This window comes from Aeromonas sp. FDAARGOS 1410 (assembly GCF_019048745.1).
Lineage (GTDB): Bacteria > Pseudomonadota > Gammaproteobacteria > Enterobacterales > Aeromonadaceae > Aeromonas > Aeromonas jandaei.
Genome location: NZ_CP077401.1, coordinates 871,823 through 891,747, shown reverse-complemented (window position 1 = coordinate 891,747; position 19,925 = coordinate 871,823). Strand labels below are relative to the sequence as shown.

Sequence of the window (19,925 nt, the reverse complement as noted above, 5' to 3'; positions counted from 1 at the left end):
AACTTACCTCTCAGGTTGACGTAATTCGGGCGGCACATGCAAAGGAGCAAGCGGGTTTGGCTTTCGCCCCTTGCCGGCCTGATACGCCCTCAACTGCAATACATGATTCAAGACATAAGCCACCGCGGTATAGAGACCCGCCGGCACTTCCTGATCTATCCGGGTGGAGTAGTAGATGGCACGAGTCAGCTCCGGCAGACTCATCACCATCTTGTCGTGCTGTTTGGCCACCTGACGGATCCGCTCAGCCATGCCATCCACCCCCTTGGCAATCACGAACGGGGCATTGGCACGCAGGGGATCATATTTGATGGCCACCGCGTAGTGAGTCGGGTTGACGATGATCACATCAGCCTGTGGTACGCGCTGCTCGATACGGGCGCGAGCCAGCATGGCCTGCACCTGACGGATCCGAGCCTTGATTTCCGGGCGACCTTCGCTGTTCTTGTGCTCATCCTTGACCTCCTGCTTGGTCATCCGCAACTGCTTGTTCAGCGACCAGCGCTGATAGGGCACATCCAGCACGGCGATCAGCATCTGCACGCCACCAAGCAAGATGAATGCCTGAGATAGGATCCGCAGCGCCTGCTCCATGGCGGCCTGGGGTGGCATCCGATTCATCATCAGCAACGTGGGCCACTGATGCTGGAGCAGCAGCGCCAGCGTAGAGCCAATCAGCAGAATTTTCAGTACCGACTTCAGCAGCTCCATCAGGCTGTGGCTCGAGAACATCCGCTTGAGCCCCTTGAGTGGGTTCAGCTTCTCGGCACTGGGGAAGATCTTCTTCCAGGTCAGTACCATGCCCCCCGGCAACGAGCTGAGCAGGACCAGCATCAGAGCCAGAAAAGCAAACAGCGGCAGCAGCACCCACAACATGTTGAGCAAGGCTTCCGCCGTCCAGTGCACCATCATTTGCGGATCCCTGGCTCCTTGCCAGTCGAACCGTTGTGGCCGTTTCATCAACTCGGCGAAGAAGCGACCAAAGCTGGGCACCATCCACTGCATGGCAAAGCCGCCGAGCAGCAATAGGCCCGCCGAACTGAGCTCCTTGGAGCGCGCGATCTGACCCTCTTCCCGTGCCTTGCGCAGTTTTTGGGAAGAGGCCTCTTCGGTTTTATCCTGGGCGCTGTTCTGGCTCATGAGGGGGTCAGGGCTCTCAGTTGTTCCAGCACGTGAGTCACCAGCTCAAGGTAACGGGAAGGGACTCCGCTGATTGAGATAGCCATGGTGAGCAGCCCGAGCAGCAGCGTCATGGGGAAACCAAGCGAGAAGATGTTCAGCGAAGGGGCCGTCCGATTCATGACGCCAAAGGTCAGGTTGACCATCAACATGGCAACCACGGCAGGCAGGGTGAGGATCAGTGCCGCGCCGATACACCAGCCGAACAGACCGACCACCCCTTTCATGTCGAGCAGGTCGAGGGAAGAGCCGGGTGGCCAGCTGCGCAGGCTCTGCACCAGCACATCCAGCGTCACCAGATGGCCATTCAGACCAAGAAACAGCAGTGAGCAGAAGACCAGCATCAACTGGCTGACGATGGGCGCGGTGTCACCATTGCTGGGGTCATTCATCACCGCCATCGCCAACCCCATCTGCATGGAGAGGATCTGGCCAGCCATGGTCATGATCATGAACAGCATCTGGACGCAGAGCCCGAACAGCAGCCCGAACAGCAGCTGCTCAACAGCCAATACCAGAGCACCGGTGCTGAAGGGGTCAACGACAGGCATTCCCTTGAGCATGGGGGCAATCAGCAGGCTGACGATCAGCGCCAGCAGCAGACGAACTTGTGGCGGCACCCGACCGTCACCGAATACCGGCATGACCCAGAAGGCGGAACCAATCCGCAGAAATGGCCACCACCACTGCCCCAGCCAGGCCGTCAGATCGGCAGCACTGAGGGACAAGAGGGAGTTCATCCGATGAGTCCGGGTATCTTCAAAAACAAGTCGTGGAACAGGGTTGTGATCTGCGATAGCAGCCAGTTTCCGGTGAAGATGAGTGTCATCAGGGTCACCAGAAAACGGGGTAAAAAGCTGAGGGTCTGCTCCTGGATCTGGGTCGCCGCCTGAAACACACTGACGACCAAACCCACAATCAGCCCCGGCACAATCAGCACGGAGACCATCACCACGACGAGATTGACGGCGCCGCCAACCAGCGCCACGCTCTGCTCCGGCGTCATGTCAGCCTCCTCCACCAAAACTGGCGGCAAGGGTTCCGACCGTCATCGACCAGCCATCGACCAGTACAAAAACCATCAGCTTGAATGGCAAGGAGATGATCAGCGGCGAGAGCATCATCATCCCCATCGCCATCAGCACGCTGGCCACCACCAGATCGATCACCAGAAACGGAATAAACAGCATAAAGCCGATCTGAAATGCGGTATTCAACTCACTCAATACAAACGCAGGCAACAGCACCCCGAAAGGCACATCCTTCTTGGCCACCGTTGTTGGTTCACCGGAGATGCGCAGCATCTGTTCCAGATCCGGCTCGCGGGTCTGCGCCAGCATAAAGGTACGCAGCGGTTTCTCTGCGCGAGCAACCCCTTCCGACAAGGTGATCTCATCCCTGTCAAACGGGACAAAAGCATTCTGGTATATGTCGGTCCAGACCGGACGCATGATAACCAGAGTCAGGATGAGGCTGATCCCGATCAGCACCCGGTTGGGAGGACTCTGCTGCAAACCGAGCGCCTGCCGCAAGATGGCCAGCACTATGATGATCCGGGTAAAACTGGTCATCATCAGCAACAGGGTTGGCAACAACCCCAGCACAGTCATGAAGAAGAGGATCTGCAACTTGATGTTGTAATCCTCGCCACCTGCAGCCCCCGGAGCGACCGAGAACAGGGTCATGTCAGCCCCCCAGCCAGGCAGGGAGAAGAGCAGCAGGGTCAGCAGCAGGTAACGCATCAGTCGTCCATGCCACCCAGCAGTTTGGCATCGATTACATCAACCAGACGCAAGCCATACTTGCCGTTGACGACGACCACTTCCCCCTTGGCAAGCAGGCGGCCATTGACCCGAACATCCAGCGGCTCGCCCGCCAGTTTGTCCAGCTCAATCACGGCGCCCTCTTCTACCCGCATCAGGTCACCCAGAGGCACTTCGGTACTGGCAACCTCGAGGGTCACCTTGACCGGGATCTGGCGGAAGAAAGAGAGATCCCGCTGCTTGCTGCTACTGGTCGGCGCCATGTAGTCGGCGGCACTGGGCATGCTGATATCGTCACCAAACAGTTGATCCAGTCCATCCAGATCCAGCGGGTCATTCATATTGTGCTCGCTCATGATTCGATTTACTCCTCTACCACAGTCGCAACCTGGTAGACCAGACTGCCTTTATGTTCTGCTATGCGCCCGTTGAAGCAGGGGCGGTTACCAATCAGGGCGGGCACCATCTCCGGCAGATCCAGCGACAGCACATCTCCCACCTTGAGGCACTCCAGATCGGCCAGCGTCATCGACAGCTGCCCCATGACCACCCGCAGCCGGACCGGAACATGGCTCAATACCTGTTCCAGCTCTCCCTCGGGCAAGGCAATCCCTTCCTGAGAGTCGGATTCTTCGGACGGAAGCAACCACATCTGCCACTGGTGGGTGCAATTGCCGGCTTGCAGGGTGGCACGGGTAGTCCACAGCTGACGGGTCGGCATGGCATCCTGCGGGATGATATTGATCTGCCACTCCAGATCTCCCAGCCCGAGGCAGGAGCACCAGATATCGACCTGATAGTGACAGAGTCTTTGCAGTAGGCGCTGTTCCGTATCAGTCACCCCTTTACCGGCAGGAAGTGCCTCCTCTTTCTGATGGAGCGTGCCACCAAAAAAGAGGACGGCCAGACGGTAGATCACCAGAGGAGAGATGGAAAAATAGACTGCGCGCTGGGGATCAACCCGGGAGGTGGCCTCGACCCAGAGTTGTGGCTCGGCAACATCGGCGACGCTGGAGGCGGTGAACTCGCCATAGGCCAGCTCGCAATCAGCACTGTTGAAAAGTTGGGCCATGCAGCCGGCGACCTGCAGAGAAAAGGTGCTCAACTGGGCGTTAACCTGCTTGAGACGAGTGCGGTTTACCCGATCGATACCCAGCAGATCATAACGAGGAAGGGCTTTGCCTTGCTCGGCTCCGAGCAGGCGGGAAGGTGTGTGCACTGCACCGCTTGATGACATTAAAAATCCACCCTGACCATTTCATCTTCCCTTGCCGTCAGCCCCTTCGGTGGGGGATGCAGCATGATAGATACAACTCATCCAACCGGGTCATAGCGACCAAAAAGAGGCCGAACTTTATTACAAATTCAAAAATGCTGCCACGCGCCACATCATGTTGTGACATGTAAAAAATCCCGGTGCCGCTAAGCACCGGGATTTATCGTGACGGGTCACGCAGAATTGGGTCGGAGTCGGCCTGTAAGCCGGGTTCTGTACCGGGTTGCCCCGGGTAGCAATCATTCCTCTAGGCCAGCAATCGCTCGCTGGCTCAAGCAACCTACCCGCCCCCAACGCGGGCCGCGCCAATAGGGGCCTATTTGGTCTTGCTTCGGGTGGAGTTTACCGTGCCACGAACTGTTGCCAGTCGCGCGGTGCGCTCTTACCGCACCCTTTCACCCTTACCTGATCCCTTGCGGGCCATCGGCGGTCTGCTCTCTGTTGCACTGGTCGTAGGCTCGCGCCCCCCAGGCGTTACCTGGCACCCTGCCCTGTGAAGCCCGGACTTTCCTCCCCTCCGCCCGTCTGTCCCGAGGGACACAACGACGAAGCAGCGATTGCCCAGCCAACTCCGAGGCGCGGATTATAGCCTCGTGATGCGGGCGGGGTAAACCGGCAATTCCCGTTTACGGCAATTAATAGTGCTCGAGACCGTACTTGTAGAGGGCATTCTTCTTCACGCCGTGGATCTCGGCGGTCAGTGCGGCTGCTTTTTTGAGCGGCAACTCGGCAACCAGCAGACCCAGAGTACGGATCGCCTCGGCCGGCAGTTCCTCTTCCTCTTTGTTGGCGCCGGCAACCACCAGCACGATTTCGCCGCGGCAGCGGTTTTCATCTTCGCCAAGCCAGGTCAACATCTCGGAAGCGGGCAAGCCGTGGATGGATTCGAACGTTTTGGTCAGCTCACGGCACACAACCACCTGACGCTCGCCAAGGATGCGAGCGATCGCTTCCACCGTATCCTGCACCCGGCGCGGGGATTCGTAGAACACCAGCGAACGTGTATCTTCGATAACGGCTTGCAGGCGATCATCACGCCCTTTGCTCTTGGCCGGCAGGAAACCTTCGAAAGCAAACCGGTCGGTGGGCAGGCCAGCAGCGCTGAGCGCCGTGATGGCGGCACAGGGGCCTGGCAGTGGCACCACCTTGACCCCGGCTTCGCGACAGCGGGTGACCAGATGATAACCGGGGTCGCTGATGAGCGGGGTACCCGCATCGGAGACCAGAGCGACACTCTTGCCCTCTTTGATCCGGCCGATCAGCACATCGGCTTTCTGCTGCTCGTTGTGATCGTGCAGCGCGAAGGTCGGCACCGAGATTTGGTAGTGGCTGAGCAGAATGCCGGTGTGGCGGGTATCTTCGGCGGCGACCAGGTCGACGCTGCGCAGAATATCCAGCGCACGCTGGGTGATGTCAGCCAGATTGCCGATCGGAGTGGGAACTATATACAGGGTTGGGATGTCACTCATGGGATCTCCGAGTGCCCCGACAATTGTGTCGCCATATTGCCCCGTTTACACTATGGGGAATTTCAACACTGGTCGGGGAATGAACTTGAACCGGGTTACAAAGCAGCTAAGTGTATCACGACTCTTCGGCATCCTACTCGCGGCAATCCTGCTGGCCGCCTGTGCGTCGGAGCCCAATCAACCTTCGGGGCAGTCTGGCATGCCGTCAGCCTTCTCGGATTTGACCAAGAATGCCCAGTGGTATCTGGAGCAAGTCGATCCCGCCAAACCGGCAGAAGCCTTTACCTGGCAGATGCTGGCAGCACGCAGCTATCTGGCGCTCGGTCAGGCCAAACCGGCCTCGGCACTGTTCCAGCAATTGCAAAAGCAGGCCAAGGAGCCAGCCCAGAAGGCGCAGTTGCAGCTGCTGCAAGCCCACCTGCTGCTGGCACAAGGCCATGCCAATCAGGCGCTGATCCTGCTGGAGGGCAAGCCTGAGGTTGCGCTGGATGCCGATACCCAGAAGGATTGGTATCGTCAGCGCGTGGTACTGCAGCTCGACATCAACAACAAATTTGGTGCCGCCAAGTCCCTGATTGCGCTGGAGCCCTACCTCAACCAGAGCGAGCAGGCTACCAACCATCAGCAGATCTGGTCGCTGCTCAAGAGCATGACCCCTTCCACCCTGCAGGCGCTGGAAGAGGCACCGGCCCCTGACGTAACCACCGGCTGGCTGCGTCTGGCGGCACTGGTCAACGAGTTCGGTGCCCAGCCCAATCTGCTGGCGCGCCAGCTGGCAGGCTGGAAGCGCGACTTCCCCAACCATCCGGCCCAGAAAGACATGCCGGCGGGCCTTGGCGATCTGACTGCCACTGCTGCCAGCACCTCGGTGCAGCAGATTGCGGTGCTGCTCCCCCTATCCGGTAATCTGGAGCCGCAGGGCGCCGCCATCCGCAACGGTATGCTGATGTCCTACAAGGAGAATCAGGGTCAATTTACCCTGAACTTCTACGACACCCAGAGCAAACCGACCATCGACCTCTACAAGCAGGCGATTCAGGAAGGGGCGGACATGATCATCGGCCCGCTGCTCAAAGACCGGGTCGAGGAGCTGCTCAAGGCCAACCCGACTGTGCCGGTTCTGGCGCTCAACGAGCTGGACAAGCCGATCGTCAACGACAGCACCTACTACTTCTCCCTCTCTGCCGCAGCAGATGCCGCGCAGGCTGCTCAGTACCTCTATACCCAGGGCTATCGCAAGCCGCTGCTGATCGCCGCCCAGGGGCGTATCGGCTACAGCAGCATCAAGGCCTTTGAACAGGCCTGGGCAACCGTGAGCCAGGATAAGCCGGTAGTCGCCACCTTTGGCGGTCGCAACGAAGTTCAAGGCATGGTTAAAAACGCTCTGAGCGGCCGTTCTACTGCCCGTGCCGGCCAGGTTGTCCAGCTTTCCGACGCCGCACCGCGCAGCATTGATGTGGTCTACATCGTGGCCAACCCGCTGGAAACCCGGATGATCAAGCCCTACGTGGATGTCTCCGTCAATCCGATGGGCAGCCTGCCAATCTTCACCGGCCCGCGCGGCTATGACAGCGCTGCGACCGAAGTGACCTCCGAACTCAACGGCATGCGTATCGCCGATATGCCGCTGCTGCTCGGTGGTTACGAGAAGCAGCGCGAGCAAATTGCCCTGCTCTGGCCGCAGACCCAGGGCGACCTGCTGCGCCTGTTTGCCATGGGCTACGACGCCGTTGCACTGGCGGAAAATCTGCAACAGATGCGCAAAGTAGGCGGCATGCAGCAGTCCGGCATGAGTGGCCAGCTGAGCGTCGATGCCCAGGGCAATATCGTGCGGATGCTGAGCTGGGCCACCTACCAGAACGGCAAGCTGGTCGACGAGAATGCAGTCCAGCAGCTGGAGGAGCCAGCCAATGAAGGAGCTGTTAGCACGGATGCGCCAGCAATTGCAGAACCTGTTCCCGCTCCCGTCGAACAAGGGACAGCACTTTGAGCTAGTGGCTGAACGCTGGCTGCAGGCCCAGGGTCTGCAGCCGGTGACCCGCAACTACCGCTGCCGGGGTGGCGAAATCGATCTCATCATGCACCAGGGCCAGACCCTGGTGTTTGTTGAGGTGAGGTACCGGGCCTCTGCCAGCCATGGTGGAGCAGCCAGTTCGGTCACCCGGGCAAAACAGCGCAAGATCATGCTGGCAGCGCGCCACTATTTGAAGCAACATGCCATCAACGAGGCCAGCCAGGCCTGCCGATTCGATGTGATCGCGTTCGAGGGGGACCAGCCAGACTGGATCCGGAACGCATTTTAAGAGGACCCTATGACAGACCGCATCAAAGAGAACTACACCGAAAGCATCCAGACCAAGATTGCAGCCGCCGAGGCGCTGCCGGATGCCATCCATACTGCAGCCCAGATGATCACCATCTGCCTGCTCAATGGCCACAAGGTGCTGGCATGCGGTAACGGTCCTTCTGCCGCACTGGCGCAGCTGTTTATCTCCGAGCTGGTCAACTGCTACGAAACCCAGCGCCCCTCCCTGCCCGGCATGGCGCTGACCCCCGACATGGCGACCATCAGCGCCATTGCCACCGATCACGGCTTTGAAGAAGTCTACGCCAAGCAGATCCGCGCACTGGGTCAGCCGGGTGACATTCTGGTGGTGATCACCACCTCGGGTCACAGCCGCAGCCTGATCAAGGCGGCGGAAGCTGCGCTCTCCCGCGACATGACCATAGTGGTACTCAGTGGTGGTGACGGTGGCGAGATGGCCGGCCTGCTGGGCCCGAACGATGTGGAGATCCGCGTACCATCCGCCCGTCGGCCTCGCATTCTGGAAGTGAACCTGTTGACCCTGCACTGCCTGTGTGATCTCATCGACCAGACTCTTTTCCCGCAACAGGAAGATTGAAACCATGAACAAGCAGATCCTCATTCTTGGCCTGCTGGCCGGTTCCCTGCTGCTGCAAGGCTGTGCGGCTGTAGTAGTTGGCGGCGCAGCCGGTACTGCCAAGGCCTCCGGCGATCGCCGTACCCTGGGCGCTCAGTGGGATGATCAGGCCATCGAGCTCAAAGCAGCCAACCTGCTGGCCGACAACAAACCGCTCAGCGCGGCCAGCAAAATTAGCGTCTACAGCAACAATGGCCGCGTGTTGCTGGTCGGCCAGACACCTTCTGACGTGTACAAACTGGAGGCAGGCAAAATCGTCGGCCGCATCGAAGGGGTTCGCCACGTCTATAACGAGTTGCGCCTAGGTCAACCAGCCAGCTTCACCACCCGCAGCAATGACTCCTGGATCACCTCCAAGGTGAAAGCCGATATGTTCGGCACCAAGAACTTTGACAGCACCAAGGTGAAGGTCGTGACCGAAGATAGCGAGGTATTCCTGATCGGTCTGGTTACGCGCCAGGAGGGGGAACAAGCCGTCGAGATCGCTCGCCACGTCAACGGCGTTAAGCGCGTAATCAAAGCCTTCGAGTACGCTCAGAACTGATGATGCGAAGCGGATATAAAAAAACGCAGCCAACCGGCTGCGTTTTTTTATTTGATAACTTTCAGGGTCGGACGACCGCTTGGACGCGGCGGTTCCGGCTCTGGCTCCACCGGCGCCTCGGCCTGCTCCAGCCAGATGTCATAGCCAGGCTCGGGCGGGAACATGGTGCCCACACCGTTTTCCCTGGCATGAATGGCCAGCACGGCCGCCATCGGGATGTAAACCTGCTGGGAGACACCGCCAAAGCGGGCACTGAAGCTGATCGCTTCGTTATCCATGTGATACTGCACCACGGCACGTGGCGCTATGTTCAGCACAATCTGCCCATCCTGAGCGAACTGCATCGGTACCATCACATGGGGGATGTTGACGTTGACCACCAGATGGGGGGTCAGGTCATTGTCCAGCAACCAGTCATAAAACGCCCGTAACAAGTACGGGCGGCTCGGGGTCATTGTCGGTTCCATGCTCATACGCCGGCACGGATCTCGCGCTCGGCCTCGGTCAGAGAAGCCTGGAAGGACTCACGCTCGAACAGACGAACCATGTAGGCCTTCAGCTCTTTGGCACCACGACCGGTCAGGTCGATGCCAAGGCTCGGCAGACGCCACAACAGCGGGGCCATGTAGCAATCCACCAGACCAAACTCTTCGCTCATGAAGTAGGGCATCTCACCGAAGATCGGGGCGATGGCCAGCAGGTTGTCCCGCAGCTCGTTGCGCGCAGCATCGGCATCGGTGCCAGCCATGATCTTGTCGGCCAGCGAGTACCAGTCCAGCTCGATACGGTGCATCATCAGACGGCTGTTACCACGGGCTACCGGGTAGACAGGCATCAGGGGCGGATGCGGGAAACGCTCGTCCAGATACTCCATGATGATGCGCGAGGTGTAGAGTGCCAGCTCGCGATCAACCAGGGTCGGTACAGAGTTGTAGGGGTTCAGCTCAGCCAGTTCATCCGGCAAGTTGGCAGGGTCAACCTGGCAAATATCCACGCTAACACCCTTCTCCGCCAGGACAATACGCACCTGATGGCTGAACATATCGTTGGCACCGGAAAACAGCGTCATTACCGAACGCTTATTGGCAGCTACAGCCATTGAACCCTCCCGTCATTTAAAAGCAGAAACGGCAATGAAGCCTCTATGGTCTTCATTGCCGTGCATTATATTACCCGGATCTGGTCGCTTAGTGAACGTCGCGCCAGAATTCCTTCTTCAACAGCACAGTGAAGATGAAGAAGATCACGATGAAACCAAGTACCCAGAAGCCCATGCGTTCGCGCTCCTGTTTGACCGGTTCAGCCGAGTAGACCAAGAAGTTTACCAGATCCAGCACCGTCTGATCATACTCTTCGTTATTCATTTCACCATTGCCGTCAGATTTGATGCTGACAACCTGCTGGGTCTCGACTCCATCGACCGTGTGGGTGGCGAACTCGGCGCGCGGAGTGCCCTGCAGCGGCTCCAGCACGTGCGGCATGCCCACGGACGGGAACACCACGTTGTTCACGCCAAACGGACGGGTCGGATCCACGTAGAACGAGCGCAGATAGGTGTAGATCCAGTCCGCACCACGCACACGGGCAACCAGCGTCAGATCGGGTGGCGCCGCACCAAACCACTTGGCCGCATCCTTGTCGTGCACCGAGTTTTCCATCAGGTCACCGATCTTGGCGCCGTTGACGATGAGATTGGACGCCATCAGATCGGCCGGGATCCCCAGATCCTCGGCCACCCGGTTGTAACGCTGATACTGGGTGCTGTGGCACCCGAAGCAGTAGTTCATGAACGTGGCCGCACCACGCTGCAGTGACGCCTTGTCACTCAGGTCGTAGTTGGCCTTATCCAGATGCACGGCTCCGGTATTGGCAAACACCAGAGATGGCAGCAGGGTCAGCACTGCAAATATTATTTTTTTCATTTAAATGTCACCCTTTCTGGCAGCGGCTTGGTGCTTTCGTTCTTGCTATAGAAGAACAGCAGGACAAAGAAACCGAAGTAACCCAAGGTACACACCTGAGCGATCAGGGTCAGGGTCGGGGTCGACGGCAGCACCCCCAGAACACCCAGGATGATGAAGCAGACCACGAACTGGGCGATGTTCAGCTTGTGCAGCTTGCTGCGATAGCGCACCGAACGCACCTTGCAGCGATCCAGCCAGGGCAGCAGGAACAGCACCACGATGGAGAGACCCATCATGATAACGCCCAGCAGCTTGTCGGGTACGGCACGCAAAATCGCGTAGAAGGGAGTGAAGTACCACACAGGCGCAATGTGGGCCGGGGTCTTCAGGCCGTTGGCCACTTCAAAGTTCGGCTTCTCGAGGAAGTAACCCCACATGTCCGGTTTGAAGAAGATGATGGCGCAGAAGAAGAACAGGAAGCCGGCGACGCCGATCATGTCCTTGACGGTGAAGTAAGGGTGGAATGCCACCGCATCCAGCGGCCAGCCGTTCTCGTCCTTGTGCTTCTTGATGTCGATGCCGTCCGGGTTGTTGGAGCCCACTTCATGCAGCGCCAGGATGTGCATTGCAACCAGCATCACCAGCACCAGCGGCAACGCAATGACGTGCAGCGCGAAGAAGCGGTTCAGGGTGGCGCCGGAGATGACGTAGTCACCGCGGATCCACAGAGTCAGATCGTCGCCGATAACCGGAATGGCACCGAACAGCGAGATGATGACCTGAGCCCCCCAGAAGGACATCTGACCCCACGGCAGCAGATAGCCCATGAAGGCTTCCGCCATCAGGCAGAGGAAGATCAGCATGCCGAAGATCCAGAGCAGCTCGCGCGGCTTCTGGTAGGAGCCGTAGATCATGCCGCGGAACATGTGCAGATAGACCACGATGAAGAACGCAGATGCGCCGGTTGAGTGCATGTAGCGCAGCAGCCAGCCGTAATCCACATCCCGCATGATGTACTCGACGGAGGCAAAGGCGCCTTCCGCAGAGGGGTTGTAGTTCATGGTCAGCCAGATACCGGTGATGATCTGGTTGACCAGCACCAGCATGGCGAGGGAGCCGAAAAAGTACCAGAAGTTCAGGTTTTTCGGTGCCGGATACTTGGCCATGTGGTCGTTGTACATGGCAGTGAGCGGGAACCGGTAGTCGATCCAGCCCATCAGTTTGCTCAACATGATCAGGCCTCCTTGCCGTCGGCACCGACCAGGATGGTGGTGTCGTTGATGAATTTGTATGGCGGAATGACCAGATTCAGTGGTGCAGGCACCCCCTGGAATACCCGGCCAGCCATATCGAACTTGGAGCCATGGCACGGGCAGAAGAAGCCGGATGTGACCCCTTGCACCTGCTCGCCAAAGCTGTCCGGCAAATAGGAAGGCGAACACCCGAGGTGGGTGCAGATGCCAACCGCCACGAAGATTTCCGGCTTGATGGATCTATACCCGTTGTGGGCATAGTCAGGCTGTTGCGGCTCTTCGGATGAGGGATCCCGCAGCTTGTCGTCATGCGCAGAGAGCGCATCCAGCGTCTGCTTGGTGCGGTTCACCACCCAGACCGGCTTGCCTCGCCACTCGACACGGATGAGCTGACCCGGTTCCAACTTGCTGATATCGACTTCAACCGGGGCACCAGCGGCTTTGGCCTTGGCACTCGGGTTCCATGATTTTATAAACGGCACTGCGGTAAACGCAGCTCCTACCCCGCCAACGGCAACCGTTGACCAGGTAAGAAATCTGCGGCGACCGGTATCAACTGGCGCATTGCTCATCCAAAAACTCTCCCATGTGGACTCCGCACATTCTTATTGTGTCCCTGTTCCCCTTTTCCCGTGACAACAGCGGCGGAAGCTGGAGTTACAATTGCCACAGAAAAACCGAGGAAATTTTAAAGAAAAGATAACAACTTGACAAGAAAGAGAGGTAGTCCCAGAAAACAATAAATATACAATTTTTTGTCTTTTGTGACGTATGGTTAGCATTGCGGCAGGAAAGATCACCAATAAAAAAAGCCTGGCAGTTGCCAGGCTTTTTTGACACTCGAAAGAGTGAGTACCAGAAGCGAATTAACGCTTGGAGTACTGCGGACGCTTACGAGCTTTGTGCAGACCGACTTTCTTACGCTCAACCTTACGGGCATCACGAGTAACAAAGCCAGCTTTACGCAGTTCGGAACGCAGGGTTTCGTCGTACTGCATCAGAGCACGAGTGATACCGTGGCGGATCGCACCAGCTTGACCGGAGATGCCACCACCGTTAACGGTGATGTACAGATCCAGTTTCTCGGTCATCTCAACCAGTTCCAGCGGCTGACGAACTACCATGCGGGCAGTCGGACGGCCGAAGTACTGCTCCAGGGAGCGCTGGTTGATTACGATCTTACCGCTACCCGCTTTGATAAATACGCGAGCAGTGGAGCTTTTGCGACGGCCGGTACCGTAGTATTGATTTTCTGCCATGTTGCCAGTTCCCGATTAGATATCCAGTACTTGAGGTTGCTGAGCAGCGTGAGCGTGCTCGGCGCCTGCGTAAACTTTCAGTTTACGGAACATGGCACGGCCCAGAGGACCTTTCGGCAGCATGCCTTTAACAGCAGCTTCGATTACCATTTCCGGTTTACGCTGAATCAGCTTGTCGAAGCTGATGGACTTGATACCACCCGGGAAACCGGAGTGAGCGTGGTACATTTTGTCGGTAGTTTTCTTACCGGTAACACGTACCTTCTCAGCGTTTACAACGATGATGTAATCACCGGTGTCAACGTGCGGAGTGTATTCAGCTTTGTGCTTACCACGCAGACGAGCAGCGATCTCGGTTGCGATACGACCCAGAGTTTTACCTTCTGCGTCCACAATGTACCAGTCACGTTTTACGGTTTCTGGCTTGGCAACGAAAGTTTTCATTAAGTTAAACCCAATTACCTGTTACAGACCCAATTGTTTATGGGGGCTCTCCCACAAACAACAAACGATGGCCTACCTGTACCCCTTCGAATACAAGTAAAGCTTAAAGTGTTGCTGTCTTATCGACAGCTGTAACGTGGGCCGGGCGATTATAAGTGAAGTTGCCTTAAATATCACCTGCTAATTTCACTGCCATGAAGCTAGCAAATGTCGCCCGGCCCTACCTGCCGCAGATGCCCATCCGACTGGCAGGCGCGGTATTGTGACTAAGGAAGGTGCACTCTGGCAAGGTATTCGTGCGATTGCATTTCCTGAAGCCGTGAAAGACAGCGCTGGAATTCGAAATTCAGCAGCCCTTCACCATAGAGTTCCGTCATGGGCACGGCGGCCGACATGATGAGTTTGACATGCCGTTCATAGAACTCGTCGACCATGGCAATGAAGCGGCGAGCCGCGTCATCCGTGCCTCTGCCCATTGGTTGAACATTGGCCAGCAACACGGTGTGGAACAGCCGGGCCAACTCGATATAGTCGTTCTGGGAGCGGGGAGTACAGCAAAGTTGCTCGAAATCCATATAGAGCACCCCTTCTCCCATCCCCAGCGACGTCAGTTGACGATGATTGACCTCGAAACGCCCCCCGGAGGCCTCGTGCCCCCCGGTTAATTGCTGAAAATAGCGATCGAGATTCGTTTTTGCCTGCAGATCCAGCGGGCAGTGATAAATCTCGGCCTGCTCCAGTGTACGCAGGCGATAGTCGATGCCACCGTCCACGTTAAGTATTTCGCAATGGCGCTCGATAAGCTCGATAGCTGGCAGAAAACGGGCTCGCTGCAAGCCGTTGCGGTAAAGATCCTTTGGCGGAATGTTTGAGGTTGCCACCAATACGACTCCGTGACCGAACAACTCCTGAAACAGCGTGCCCAACAACATGGCATCTGTAATGTCCGAGACGAAAAATTCGTCGAAGCAGATGATGTCCGTCTCGCCGGCCAGCTTGGCAGCGACCAGCTTGAGCGGGTCAGCCTGACCGCTCAACGCCTTGAGTTCATCGTGGATCCGTTGCATGAAGCGATGGAAGTGACAGCGCATTTTGCGCGTCCCCGGCAGGCTGTCGAAAAAAGTATCCATCAGCCAGGTCTTGCCTCTGCCCACTCCACCCCACATATAGATCCCCAGGATGGGCTCCTGCACCCTGGGCTTTTGCAACCAGCCAAACAGCCCGCGGGATCTGGTCGGAGTCGGGCGATGCAGCAAATCCTGATAGAGTCGCTCCAGCCTGCTGATGGCCATCCCCTGAGCGGGGTCGGCATGTACGCCGGGTCGTAGCAGGTCCTGCTGGTATTTTTGCTGCGGTGTCATCCTTGAGGGCCTCTCCAACTCCCTGAATAGAGGACAAAATGGTATCACGCCCTCAGGACGCACGGTATAGTGCCATCAAGGCATGGCGGCTCATCCAGCCGCATGAACACACACTGTTTTAGCTGTAACAAGGAGCATCTATGAGTCTGTCAATTGGGATCCTGCTGGCTGTCGCAGCCTTGATCGTCGGTATCATCATCGGCCGTTTTTCGGTTCGCAGCCGTGACGCCGGTCGTCTGGAACAGGAGCTGAAAAAGGCCCATAAAGAGCTCGAAAACTATCAGGGCCAGATCAATACCCACTTTGCCGACAGTGCGGCACTGATGGAGCAGCTGGCCGAGCAGTATCAAACCCTCTATCGCCACATGGCAGAGCAAAGCAAGTTCCTGGCCAAGGCTCAGGAGCCGCTGTTCCGCGAAGTCCTGGTGGAAGAAGAGACCAAGACCGAAGCCGAGCCGGGCGTGCCGCCTCGCGACTATGCCGGCGCCTCTTCCGGTCTGCTCAAGTAAGCGGGTCAGTCCCTTGCGGAACTAATCGGGAACGTCTGTGGTCTGACCTTGACGATTGCAATGCAACTTTTTCTGGGAGCTGTTTTTCATATGCGTAAACCTCTTTCCATGCTCAGTGTGCTAGCCCTCAGTGTCGGTATCGCCATGTCTGCGGCCCCTGCTCAGGCTGCACTGCCTTCCCTGTTAGGCTCCAACCAGGAGATGCCGAGTCTGGCACCTGTTCTGGAGCAGGTCACTCCGGCCGTGGTCAACATTTCTGTCTCTGGCAAGAAAGTGACCCGTCAGCGCCTGCCCGAGCAGTTTCGCTTCTTCTTTGGCCCCAACATGCCTGACGAACAGGTGAGCGAGCAGCCCTTCCAGGCGCTCGGCTCCGGCGTCATCATCGATGCCAAGAAGGGCTACGTGATCACCAACGCCCACGTGGTTCACGAGGCGGACGAGATCAAGGTCAACCTGAAAGATGGTCGCGAGTATGCGGCCAAGAAGATCGGTGAGGACAAACAGTCCGACATCGCTCTGCTGCAAATCAAGGCGGAAGATCTGGTGCAGATCAAGTTCGCCGACTCCGACGAGCTGCGGGTCGGTGACTATGCGCTGGCCATCGGCAACCCCTTTGGTCTGGGTCAGACCGTTACCTCCGGTATTGTCAGTGCGCTGGGCCGTAGCGGCCTCAACATCGAAAATCTGGAGAACTTCATCCAGACCGATGCGGCCATCAACTCCGGTAACTCCGGCGGCGCCCTGCTCAACCTGCGTGGCGAGCTGATCGGTATCAACACCGCCATTCTGGGCCCCAACGGTGGCAACATCGGCATCGGCTTCGCCATCCCCTCCAACATGGTGCGGGATCTGGCCGACCAGATCGTCAAGTACGGTGAAGTACGTCGTGGCCAGCTGGGTATTACCGGCACCGAGCTCACCTCCGACATCGCCAAGACCTTCGGTTACAACAAGAAGGATGGCGCCTTCGTCAACCAGGTGATGCCGGACTCTGCGGCCGACAAGGCGGGCATCAAGGCGGGCGATATCATCGTCAGCATTGATGGCAAGCCGGTTCGCTCCTTCGGCGAGCTGCGTGCCAAGATCGCCACCATGGGCGCCGGTAAGCAGGTCGAGCTGGGGCTGATCCGTGATGGCAAGGCCCAGAGCGCCAAGGTCACCCTGAAGCAGGCCGATGACAGCGAAGTGCGCGCCAGCGCCCTGCACCCGGCACTGGAAGGGGCAAAGTTGAGCACCACTACCGACCCGGTCTCCGGTGTCGCGGTGGCCGATATCGACCCCCGCTCCGCAGCAGCCGCTTCCGGCCTGCAGAAGGGCGATATCATCATCGGGGTCAACCGGGTGCGCATCAACACCCTGGGTGAACTGACCAAAGCGCTCAAGAGCAAGCCGGACGTACTGGCCCTCAACATCCAGCGCGGCGACTCTTCCCTCTATCTGGTAATCCGTTAATCCCCCATCACCCGCGGCACTCGCCGCGGGTGATTTTTATCCATTGATAGTGTTATTCTCTGCCCGCAGCCAGCACGGATGAGAATGACATGAAAATCCCCTCTTTAGTCAGTTACTTGGGCAAGTCTATCGGTTTCGGTTTGACCGTCGCCGCACTGCTGTTGCTGCTGTTTCCCAATTTCCGTGGCGGGGCTCAACTGCCCGGCCTGATCACCAATGCCCGCGAACTGAGTTTCTCTTACGCCGCTCACCGCGCCGGCCCGGCAGTCGTCAACATCTATACCCGCAGCTTTGCCTCCAATCAGGGCAATCGCGGACAGCTGCAGCCACAGGGGCTGGGCTCAGGCGTCATCATGAACCAGCGCGGCTATGTGCTGACCAACTACCACGTCATCGCCGATGCCGATCAGATCATCGTCGCCCTGCAGGATGGCCGCGTCTTCAGCGCCGAACTGGTCGGCACCGATCAGCTCACCGATCTGGCGGTGCTCTACATCGAATCGGACAACCTGCCGGTGATCCCGCAGGACCAGAACAACCAGCCCGAGGTGGGCGATGTGGTACTTGCCATCGGCAACCCCTACAACGTCGGCCAGACCATCACCCAGGGGATCATCAGTGCCACCGGTCGCACCGGTCTCTCCAGCATGGGGCCGGACAGCAATGGCCGGCAGGATCTGCTGCAAACCGATGCCGCCATCAATGCCGGCAACTCGGGGGGGGCACTGGTCAACGGCCGGGGCGATCTGGTGGGCATCAACACCGCCACCTATCACCTCAACGGCAATCAGGAGAGCTACGGCATCAGCTTCGCCATCCCCTACCGGCTGGCCAAGCGGATCATGGACGAGCTGATCGCCAACGGCCGCGTCATTCGCGGCTATCTCGGCATCTCCAGCGTCGAGATCAACCCCATCGTCGCCCGCATGATGAATCTGGGTGAACTGCGCGGCCTCATCGTCGAGAGTCTGGATCCGGTCGGTCCAGCGGCCAAAGGCGGCCTGCAACGGGGTGACGTGCTGCTCAAGATCAACGGTGAAGCGATCACCGGGGTACGTGCCGCCATGGACAAGATCGTCGAGAGTCGCCCCGGCACCAAGCTCTCCATCTCGGTCTTCCGCGATGGCAAGCCGCTCGAGGTGGTAGTGACCATCGAAGAGGATCTGCGCTACCAGAACCGGGCTGCCGCCAGCTCGGCAGGCGCCAGCTAACCTCGACCTCATCTCATCGTTCAGGGGCGGGCAACCGCCCTTTTTCTTGCCTGCTGTTTCATAAATACGCCCCGCCTGCGTGAGGCGATTCACACTTTTCGCCAAGGCTCAGCTGCCAGCTGAAAACGGAAAAGTGCGCCGCTGCTCACACTAATCCAGCCTCGTTCAGACCTTTTTTACTCTCTTTTGCCAATAAAGGGCCCGTTTTGAACCCGAATGACTGGAATTTCCGCTTCGAATCGGAAAAAAGCTGCCTCCTCTCTCCATCCGTGTCGGCTTAGGGTAGAACCATCCCTTCTGCCAGCCTTGGAGAGCAGACATTGCAAACAGAGACCCACGACCAGACCCTGACCCCGGACAGCCCGGCGCTGCTGCGCCAGACCGACCAGATCCTGGCACGCATTCATATTCTGCTGGGCGATCAGGGTATCCGCCCCAACGAGGTACAGCAGCAGATGCTGGCCTCCCACGTCAAAGCCATGGTGTGGCGATCCCACAGCGGCGAACCGCTGCCGGAAGTTGACCTCAGCCTGTTTGAGGAGATCTCTCCCCTCTCCCTGCGTCTCGCCGAGCAGGTTGTCAGCTGGCTGGAGCGACTCGCCTACGAAGAGGCACACCTCTTGTCCGTCCATTTTGAAGTAGCCAAAGAAAACGAACTCAGCTCAGTAACAGGAGATAACTAAATGACTGCCATCAAACTCGTGATTGGAGATCGTCTCGGCAAGGGTCAGAAAGTGGGTGCAGGCGCGGAAGCCGCCGGCGCCAGCGTGACCATCATCCCCGGCATGGCCGCCGACATGAAGCTCGGCGATGTGATGAACAAGGAGCAGGCGGATCTGGGGATCTCCTTCTGCGGCAGCGGCGGCGCCGGTGCCATCACCGCCCAGACCAAGTACGGCTACAAGTGCCGTTACGGCATGCGCTCCATCGAAGAGGGCGTCACCGCCATCAACGAAGGCTGCGTCGTGCTGGGTTTTGGCTTCATGGACAAGGAAGAGCTGGGCCAGAAACTGGTCGAAGCCTTCGCCAAGAAACACGGACACGCCTGATGAAAGAGAACTTCACCACCAAGGTCACCGTCAGCGGCAAGGGAACAACCCGTCAGCAGGCGTTTGCCTCCGCCCTCAGCCAGGTGCAACCAACACTGCTCAAGGACAACCAGCAGGTACTGCTGCGCATTGAGCCGGTCGATGTACAGGTGCTCAAAGCCGAGGAGTCGGTCCGGGTGGAGAAGTTCCTGTTCTTCTTCCTGCCGCGCCAGCGCCGCGAATACCGCGTCCAGCTGGAGATCACGGTTCAGGTCACCAGTCTCGACGTCGCCAGGGTGACGTTCACCCAGGTGTGATCTCCTGACCGGCA

25 protein-coding genes and 1 other RNA gene are annotated in these 19,925 nt (G+C 58.2%); 10 read left to right on the top strand and 16 right to left on the bottom strand.

Going from position 1 to position 19,925, the window contains the following annotated elements:
• Positions 1–3: 3 nt before the first annotated feature.
• From flhB to rsmI, 8 genes are all read right to left on the bottom strand, one after another.
• Positions 4–1,140 carry a flagellar biosynthesis protein FlhB gene (flhB, locus tag I6L40_RS04265; protein ID WP_071913351.1) on the bottom strand — a complete coding sequence of 379 codons (1,137 nt, stop codon included), beginning with the start codon at positions 1,138–1,140 and terminating at the stop codon, positions 4–6.
• Positions 1,137–1,919, bottom strand: coding sequence for a lateral flagellar biosynthetic protein LfiR (gene lfiR / locus I6L40_RS04260; protein ID WP_071913349.1), 783 nt, complete (start codon positions 1,917–1,919; stop codon positions 1,137–1,139). Before lfiR ends, flhB begins: the two co-directional genes overlap by 4 nt.
• Entirely contained in the window at positions 1,916–2,185 is a 270-nt protein-coding gene (gene lfiQ / locus I6L40_RS04255; RefSeq protein WP_041210142.1) for a lateral flagellar biosynthetic protein LfiQ, read from the bottom strand. Before lfiQ ends, lfiR begins: the two co-directional genes overlap by 4 nt.
• 1 nt (position 2,186) lies before the next feature.
• On the bottom strand, positions 2,187–2,921 hold the full coding sequence (fliP, locus tag I6L40_RS04250; RefSeq protein WP_033115431.1) for a flagellar type III secretion system pore protein FliP: 735 nt from the start codon (positions 2,919–2,921) through the stop codon (positions 2,187–2,189).
• On the bottom strand, positions 2,921–3,298 hold the full coding sequence (lfiN, locus tag I6L40_RS04245; protein ID WP_033115432.1) for a lateral flagellar motor switch protein LfiN: 378 nt from the start codon (positions 3,296–3,298) through the stop codon (positions 2,921–2,923). The genes fliP and lfiN overlap by 1 nt, the downstream gene beginning before the upstream one ends.
• Positions 3,299–3,306: 8 nt before the next feature.
• Positions 3,307–4,179, bottom strand: coding sequence for a lateral flagellar motor switch protein LfiM (gene lfiM / locus I6L40_RS04240; protein WP_192849747.1), 873 nt, complete (start codon positions 4,177–4,179; stop codon positions 3,307–3,309).
• A 225-nt stretch (positions 4,180–4,404) separates the two neighbouring features.
• Positions 4,405–4,791, bottom strand: an RNA gene (gene rnpB / locus I6L40_RS04235) — RNase P RNA component class A.
• A 62-nt stretch (positions 4,792–4,853) separates the two neighbouring features.
• Positions 4,854–5,687 (bottom strand): 16S rRNA (cytidine(1402)-2'-O)-methyltransferase, encoded by an 834-nt coding sequence (gene rsmI / locus I6L40_RS04230; protein WP_071913347.1) that lies wholly within the window; start codon positions 5,685–5,687, stop codon positions 4,854–4,856.
• A 199-nt stretch (positions 5,688–5,886) separates the two neighbouring features.
• Here rsmI and I6L40_RS04225 point away from each other — a divergent pair, with 199 nt between their 5' ends.
• The 4 genes from I6L40_RS04225 to dolP are packed head-to-tail and all read left to right on the top strand — an operon-like array spanning position 5,887 to position 9,173.
• Positions 5,887–7,677 carry a penicillin-binding protein activator gene (locus I6L40_RS04225; RefSeq protein ID WP_071913345.1) on the top strand — a complete coding sequence of 597 codons (1,791 nt, stop codon included), beginning with the start codon at positions 5,887–5,889 and terminating at the stop codon, positions 7,675–7,677.
• Complete coding sequence (locus I6L40_RS04220; protein WP_071913343.1) at positions 7,619–7,990, top strand: YraN family protein; 372 nt, start codon at positions 7,619–7,621, stop codon at positions 7,988–7,990. The genes I6L40_RS04225 and I6L40_RS04220 overlap by 59 nt, the downstream gene beginning before the upstream one ends.
• Positions 7,991–7,999: 9 nt before the next feature.
• A complete protein-coding gene (locus tag I6L40_RS04215; protein ID WP_005336275.1) occupies positions 8,000–8,590 on the top strand; it encodes an SIS domain-containing protein in 591 nt (196 codons plus the stop codon).
• Between the two features lie 4 nt (positions 8,591–8,594).
• Complete coding sequence (gene dolP, locus I6L40_RS04210) at positions 8,595–9,173, top strand: division/outer membrane stress-associated lipid-binding lipoprotein (RefSeq protein ID WP_033115436.1); 579 nt, start codon at positions 8,595–8,597, stop codon at positions 9,171–9,173.
• A gap of 47 nt (positions 9,174–9,220) precedes the next feature.
• Here the strand turns inward: dolP and I6L40_RS04205 are convergent, their stop codons facing one another.
• From I6L40_RS04205 to zapE, 8 genes are all read right to left on the bottom strand, one after another.
• The gene (locus tag I6L40_RS04205; RefSeq protein ID WP_033115437.1) at positions 9,221–9,646 is read right to left on the bottom strand and encodes a ClpXP protease specificity-enhancing factor; all 426 of its coding nucleotides are present in this window, start codon (positions 9,644–9,646) and stop codon (positions 9,221–9,223) included.
• Positions 9,643–10,272, bottom strand: a complete 630-nt coding sequence (gene sspA, locus I6L40_RS04200; protein ID WP_033115438.1) for a stringent starvation protein SspA — start codon at positions 10,270–10,272, stop codon at positions 9,643–9,645. Before sspA ends, I6L40_RS04205 begins: the two co-directional genes overlap by 4 nt.
• Positions 10,273–10,360: 88 nt before the next feature.
• Positions 10,361–11,095 carry a cytochrome c1 gene (locus I6L40_RS04195; protein ID WP_033115439.1) on the bottom strand — a complete coding sequence of 245 codons (735 nt, stop codon included), beginning with the start codon at positions 11,093–11,095 and terminating at the stop codon, positions 10,361–10,363.
• Complete coding sequence (locus tag I6L40_RS04190; RefSeq protein WP_041210137.1) at positions 11,092–12,309, bottom strand: cytochrome bc complex cytochrome b subunit; 1,218 nt, start codon at positions 12,307–12,309, stop codon at positions 11,092–11,094. Before I6L40_RS04190 ends, I6L40_RS04195 begins: the two co-directional genes overlap by 4 nt.
• Positions 12,310–12,311: 2 nt before the next feature.
• Positions 12,312–12,902 carry a ubiquinol-cytochrome c reductase iron-sulfur subunit gene (gene petA / locus I6L40_RS04185; RefSeq protein WP_041210136.1) on the bottom strand — a complete coding sequence of 197 codons (591 nt, stop codon included), beginning with the start codon at positions 12,900–12,902 and terminating at the stop codon, positions 12,312–12,314.
• Positions 12,903–13,196: 294 nt separating this feature from the next.
• On the bottom strand, positions 13,197–13,589 hold the full coding sequence (rpsI, locus tag I6L40_RS04180) for a 30S ribosomal protein S9 (protein WP_005336286.1): 393 nt from the start codon (positions 13,587–13,589) through the stop codon (positions 13,197–13,199).
• Between the two features lie 15 nt (positions 13,590–13,604).
• Positions 13,605–14,033: a 50S ribosomal protein L13 gene (gene rplM, locus I6L40_RS04175; RefSeq protein WP_005341737.1), complete on the bottom strand. Its 429-nt coding sequence runs from the start codon at positions 14,031–14,033 to the stop codon at positions 13,605–13,607.
• A 266-nt stretch (positions 14,034–14,299) separates the two neighbouring features.
• The gene (gene zapE, locus I6L40_RS04170) at positions 14,300–15,394 is read right to left on the bottom strand and encodes a cell division protein ZapE (RefSeq protein WP_071913341.1); all 1,095 of its coding nucleotides are present in this window, start codon (positions 15,392–15,394) and stop codon (positions 14,300–14,302) included.
• Between the two features lie 140 nt (positions 15,395–15,534).
• Between zapE and I6L40_RS04165 the strand changes: the two genes are divergently transcribed.
• The 6 genes from I6L40_RS04165 (at position 15,535) to I6L40_RS04140 (ending at position 19,911) form a co-directional block, all read left to right on the top strand.
• Entirely contained in the window at positions 15,535–15,903 is a 369-nt protein-coding gene (locus I6L40_RS04165; RefSeq protein ID WP_071913339.1) for a YhcB family protein, read from the top strand.
• A gap of 90 nt (positions 15,904–15,993) precedes the next feature.
• A complete protein-coding gene (locus I6L40_RS04160) occupies positions 15,994–17,355 on the top strand; it encodes a Do family serine endopeptidase (RefSeq protein ID WP_041210133.1) in 1,362 nt (453 codons plus the stop codon).
• A gap of 89 nt (positions 17,356–17,444) precedes the next feature.
• A complete protein-coding gene (gene degS, locus I6L40_RS04155) occupies positions 17,445–18,566 on the top strand; it encodes an outer membrane-stress sensor serine endopeptidase DegS (RefSeq protein WP_139393890.1) in 1,122 nt (373 codons plus the stop codon).
• A 320-nt stretch (positions 18,567–18,886) separates the two neighbouring features.
• Complete coding sequence (locus I6L40_RS04150) at positions 18,887–19,249, top strand: transcriptional regulator (protein WP_042030112.1); 363 nt, start codon at positions 18,887–18,889, stop codon at positions 19,247–19,249.
• Positions 19,250–19,615: an SFCGS family glycine-rich protein gene (locus tag I6L40_RS04145; RefSeq protein WP_033115447.1), complete on the top strand. Its 366-nt coding sequence runs from the start codon at positions 19,250–19,252 to the stop codon at positions 19,613–19,615. It abuts the gene before it with no gap.
• The gene (locus I6L40_RS04140) at positions 19,615–19,911 is read left to right on the top strand and encodes a DUF4312 family protein (protein WP_033115448.1); all 297 of its coding nucleotides are present in this window, start codon (positions 19,615–19,617) and stop codon (positions 19,909–19,911) included. The genes I6L40_RS04145 and I6L40_RS04140 overlap by 1 nt, the downstream gene beginning before the upstream one ends.
• Positions 19,912–19,925 lie beyond the last annotated feature (14 nt).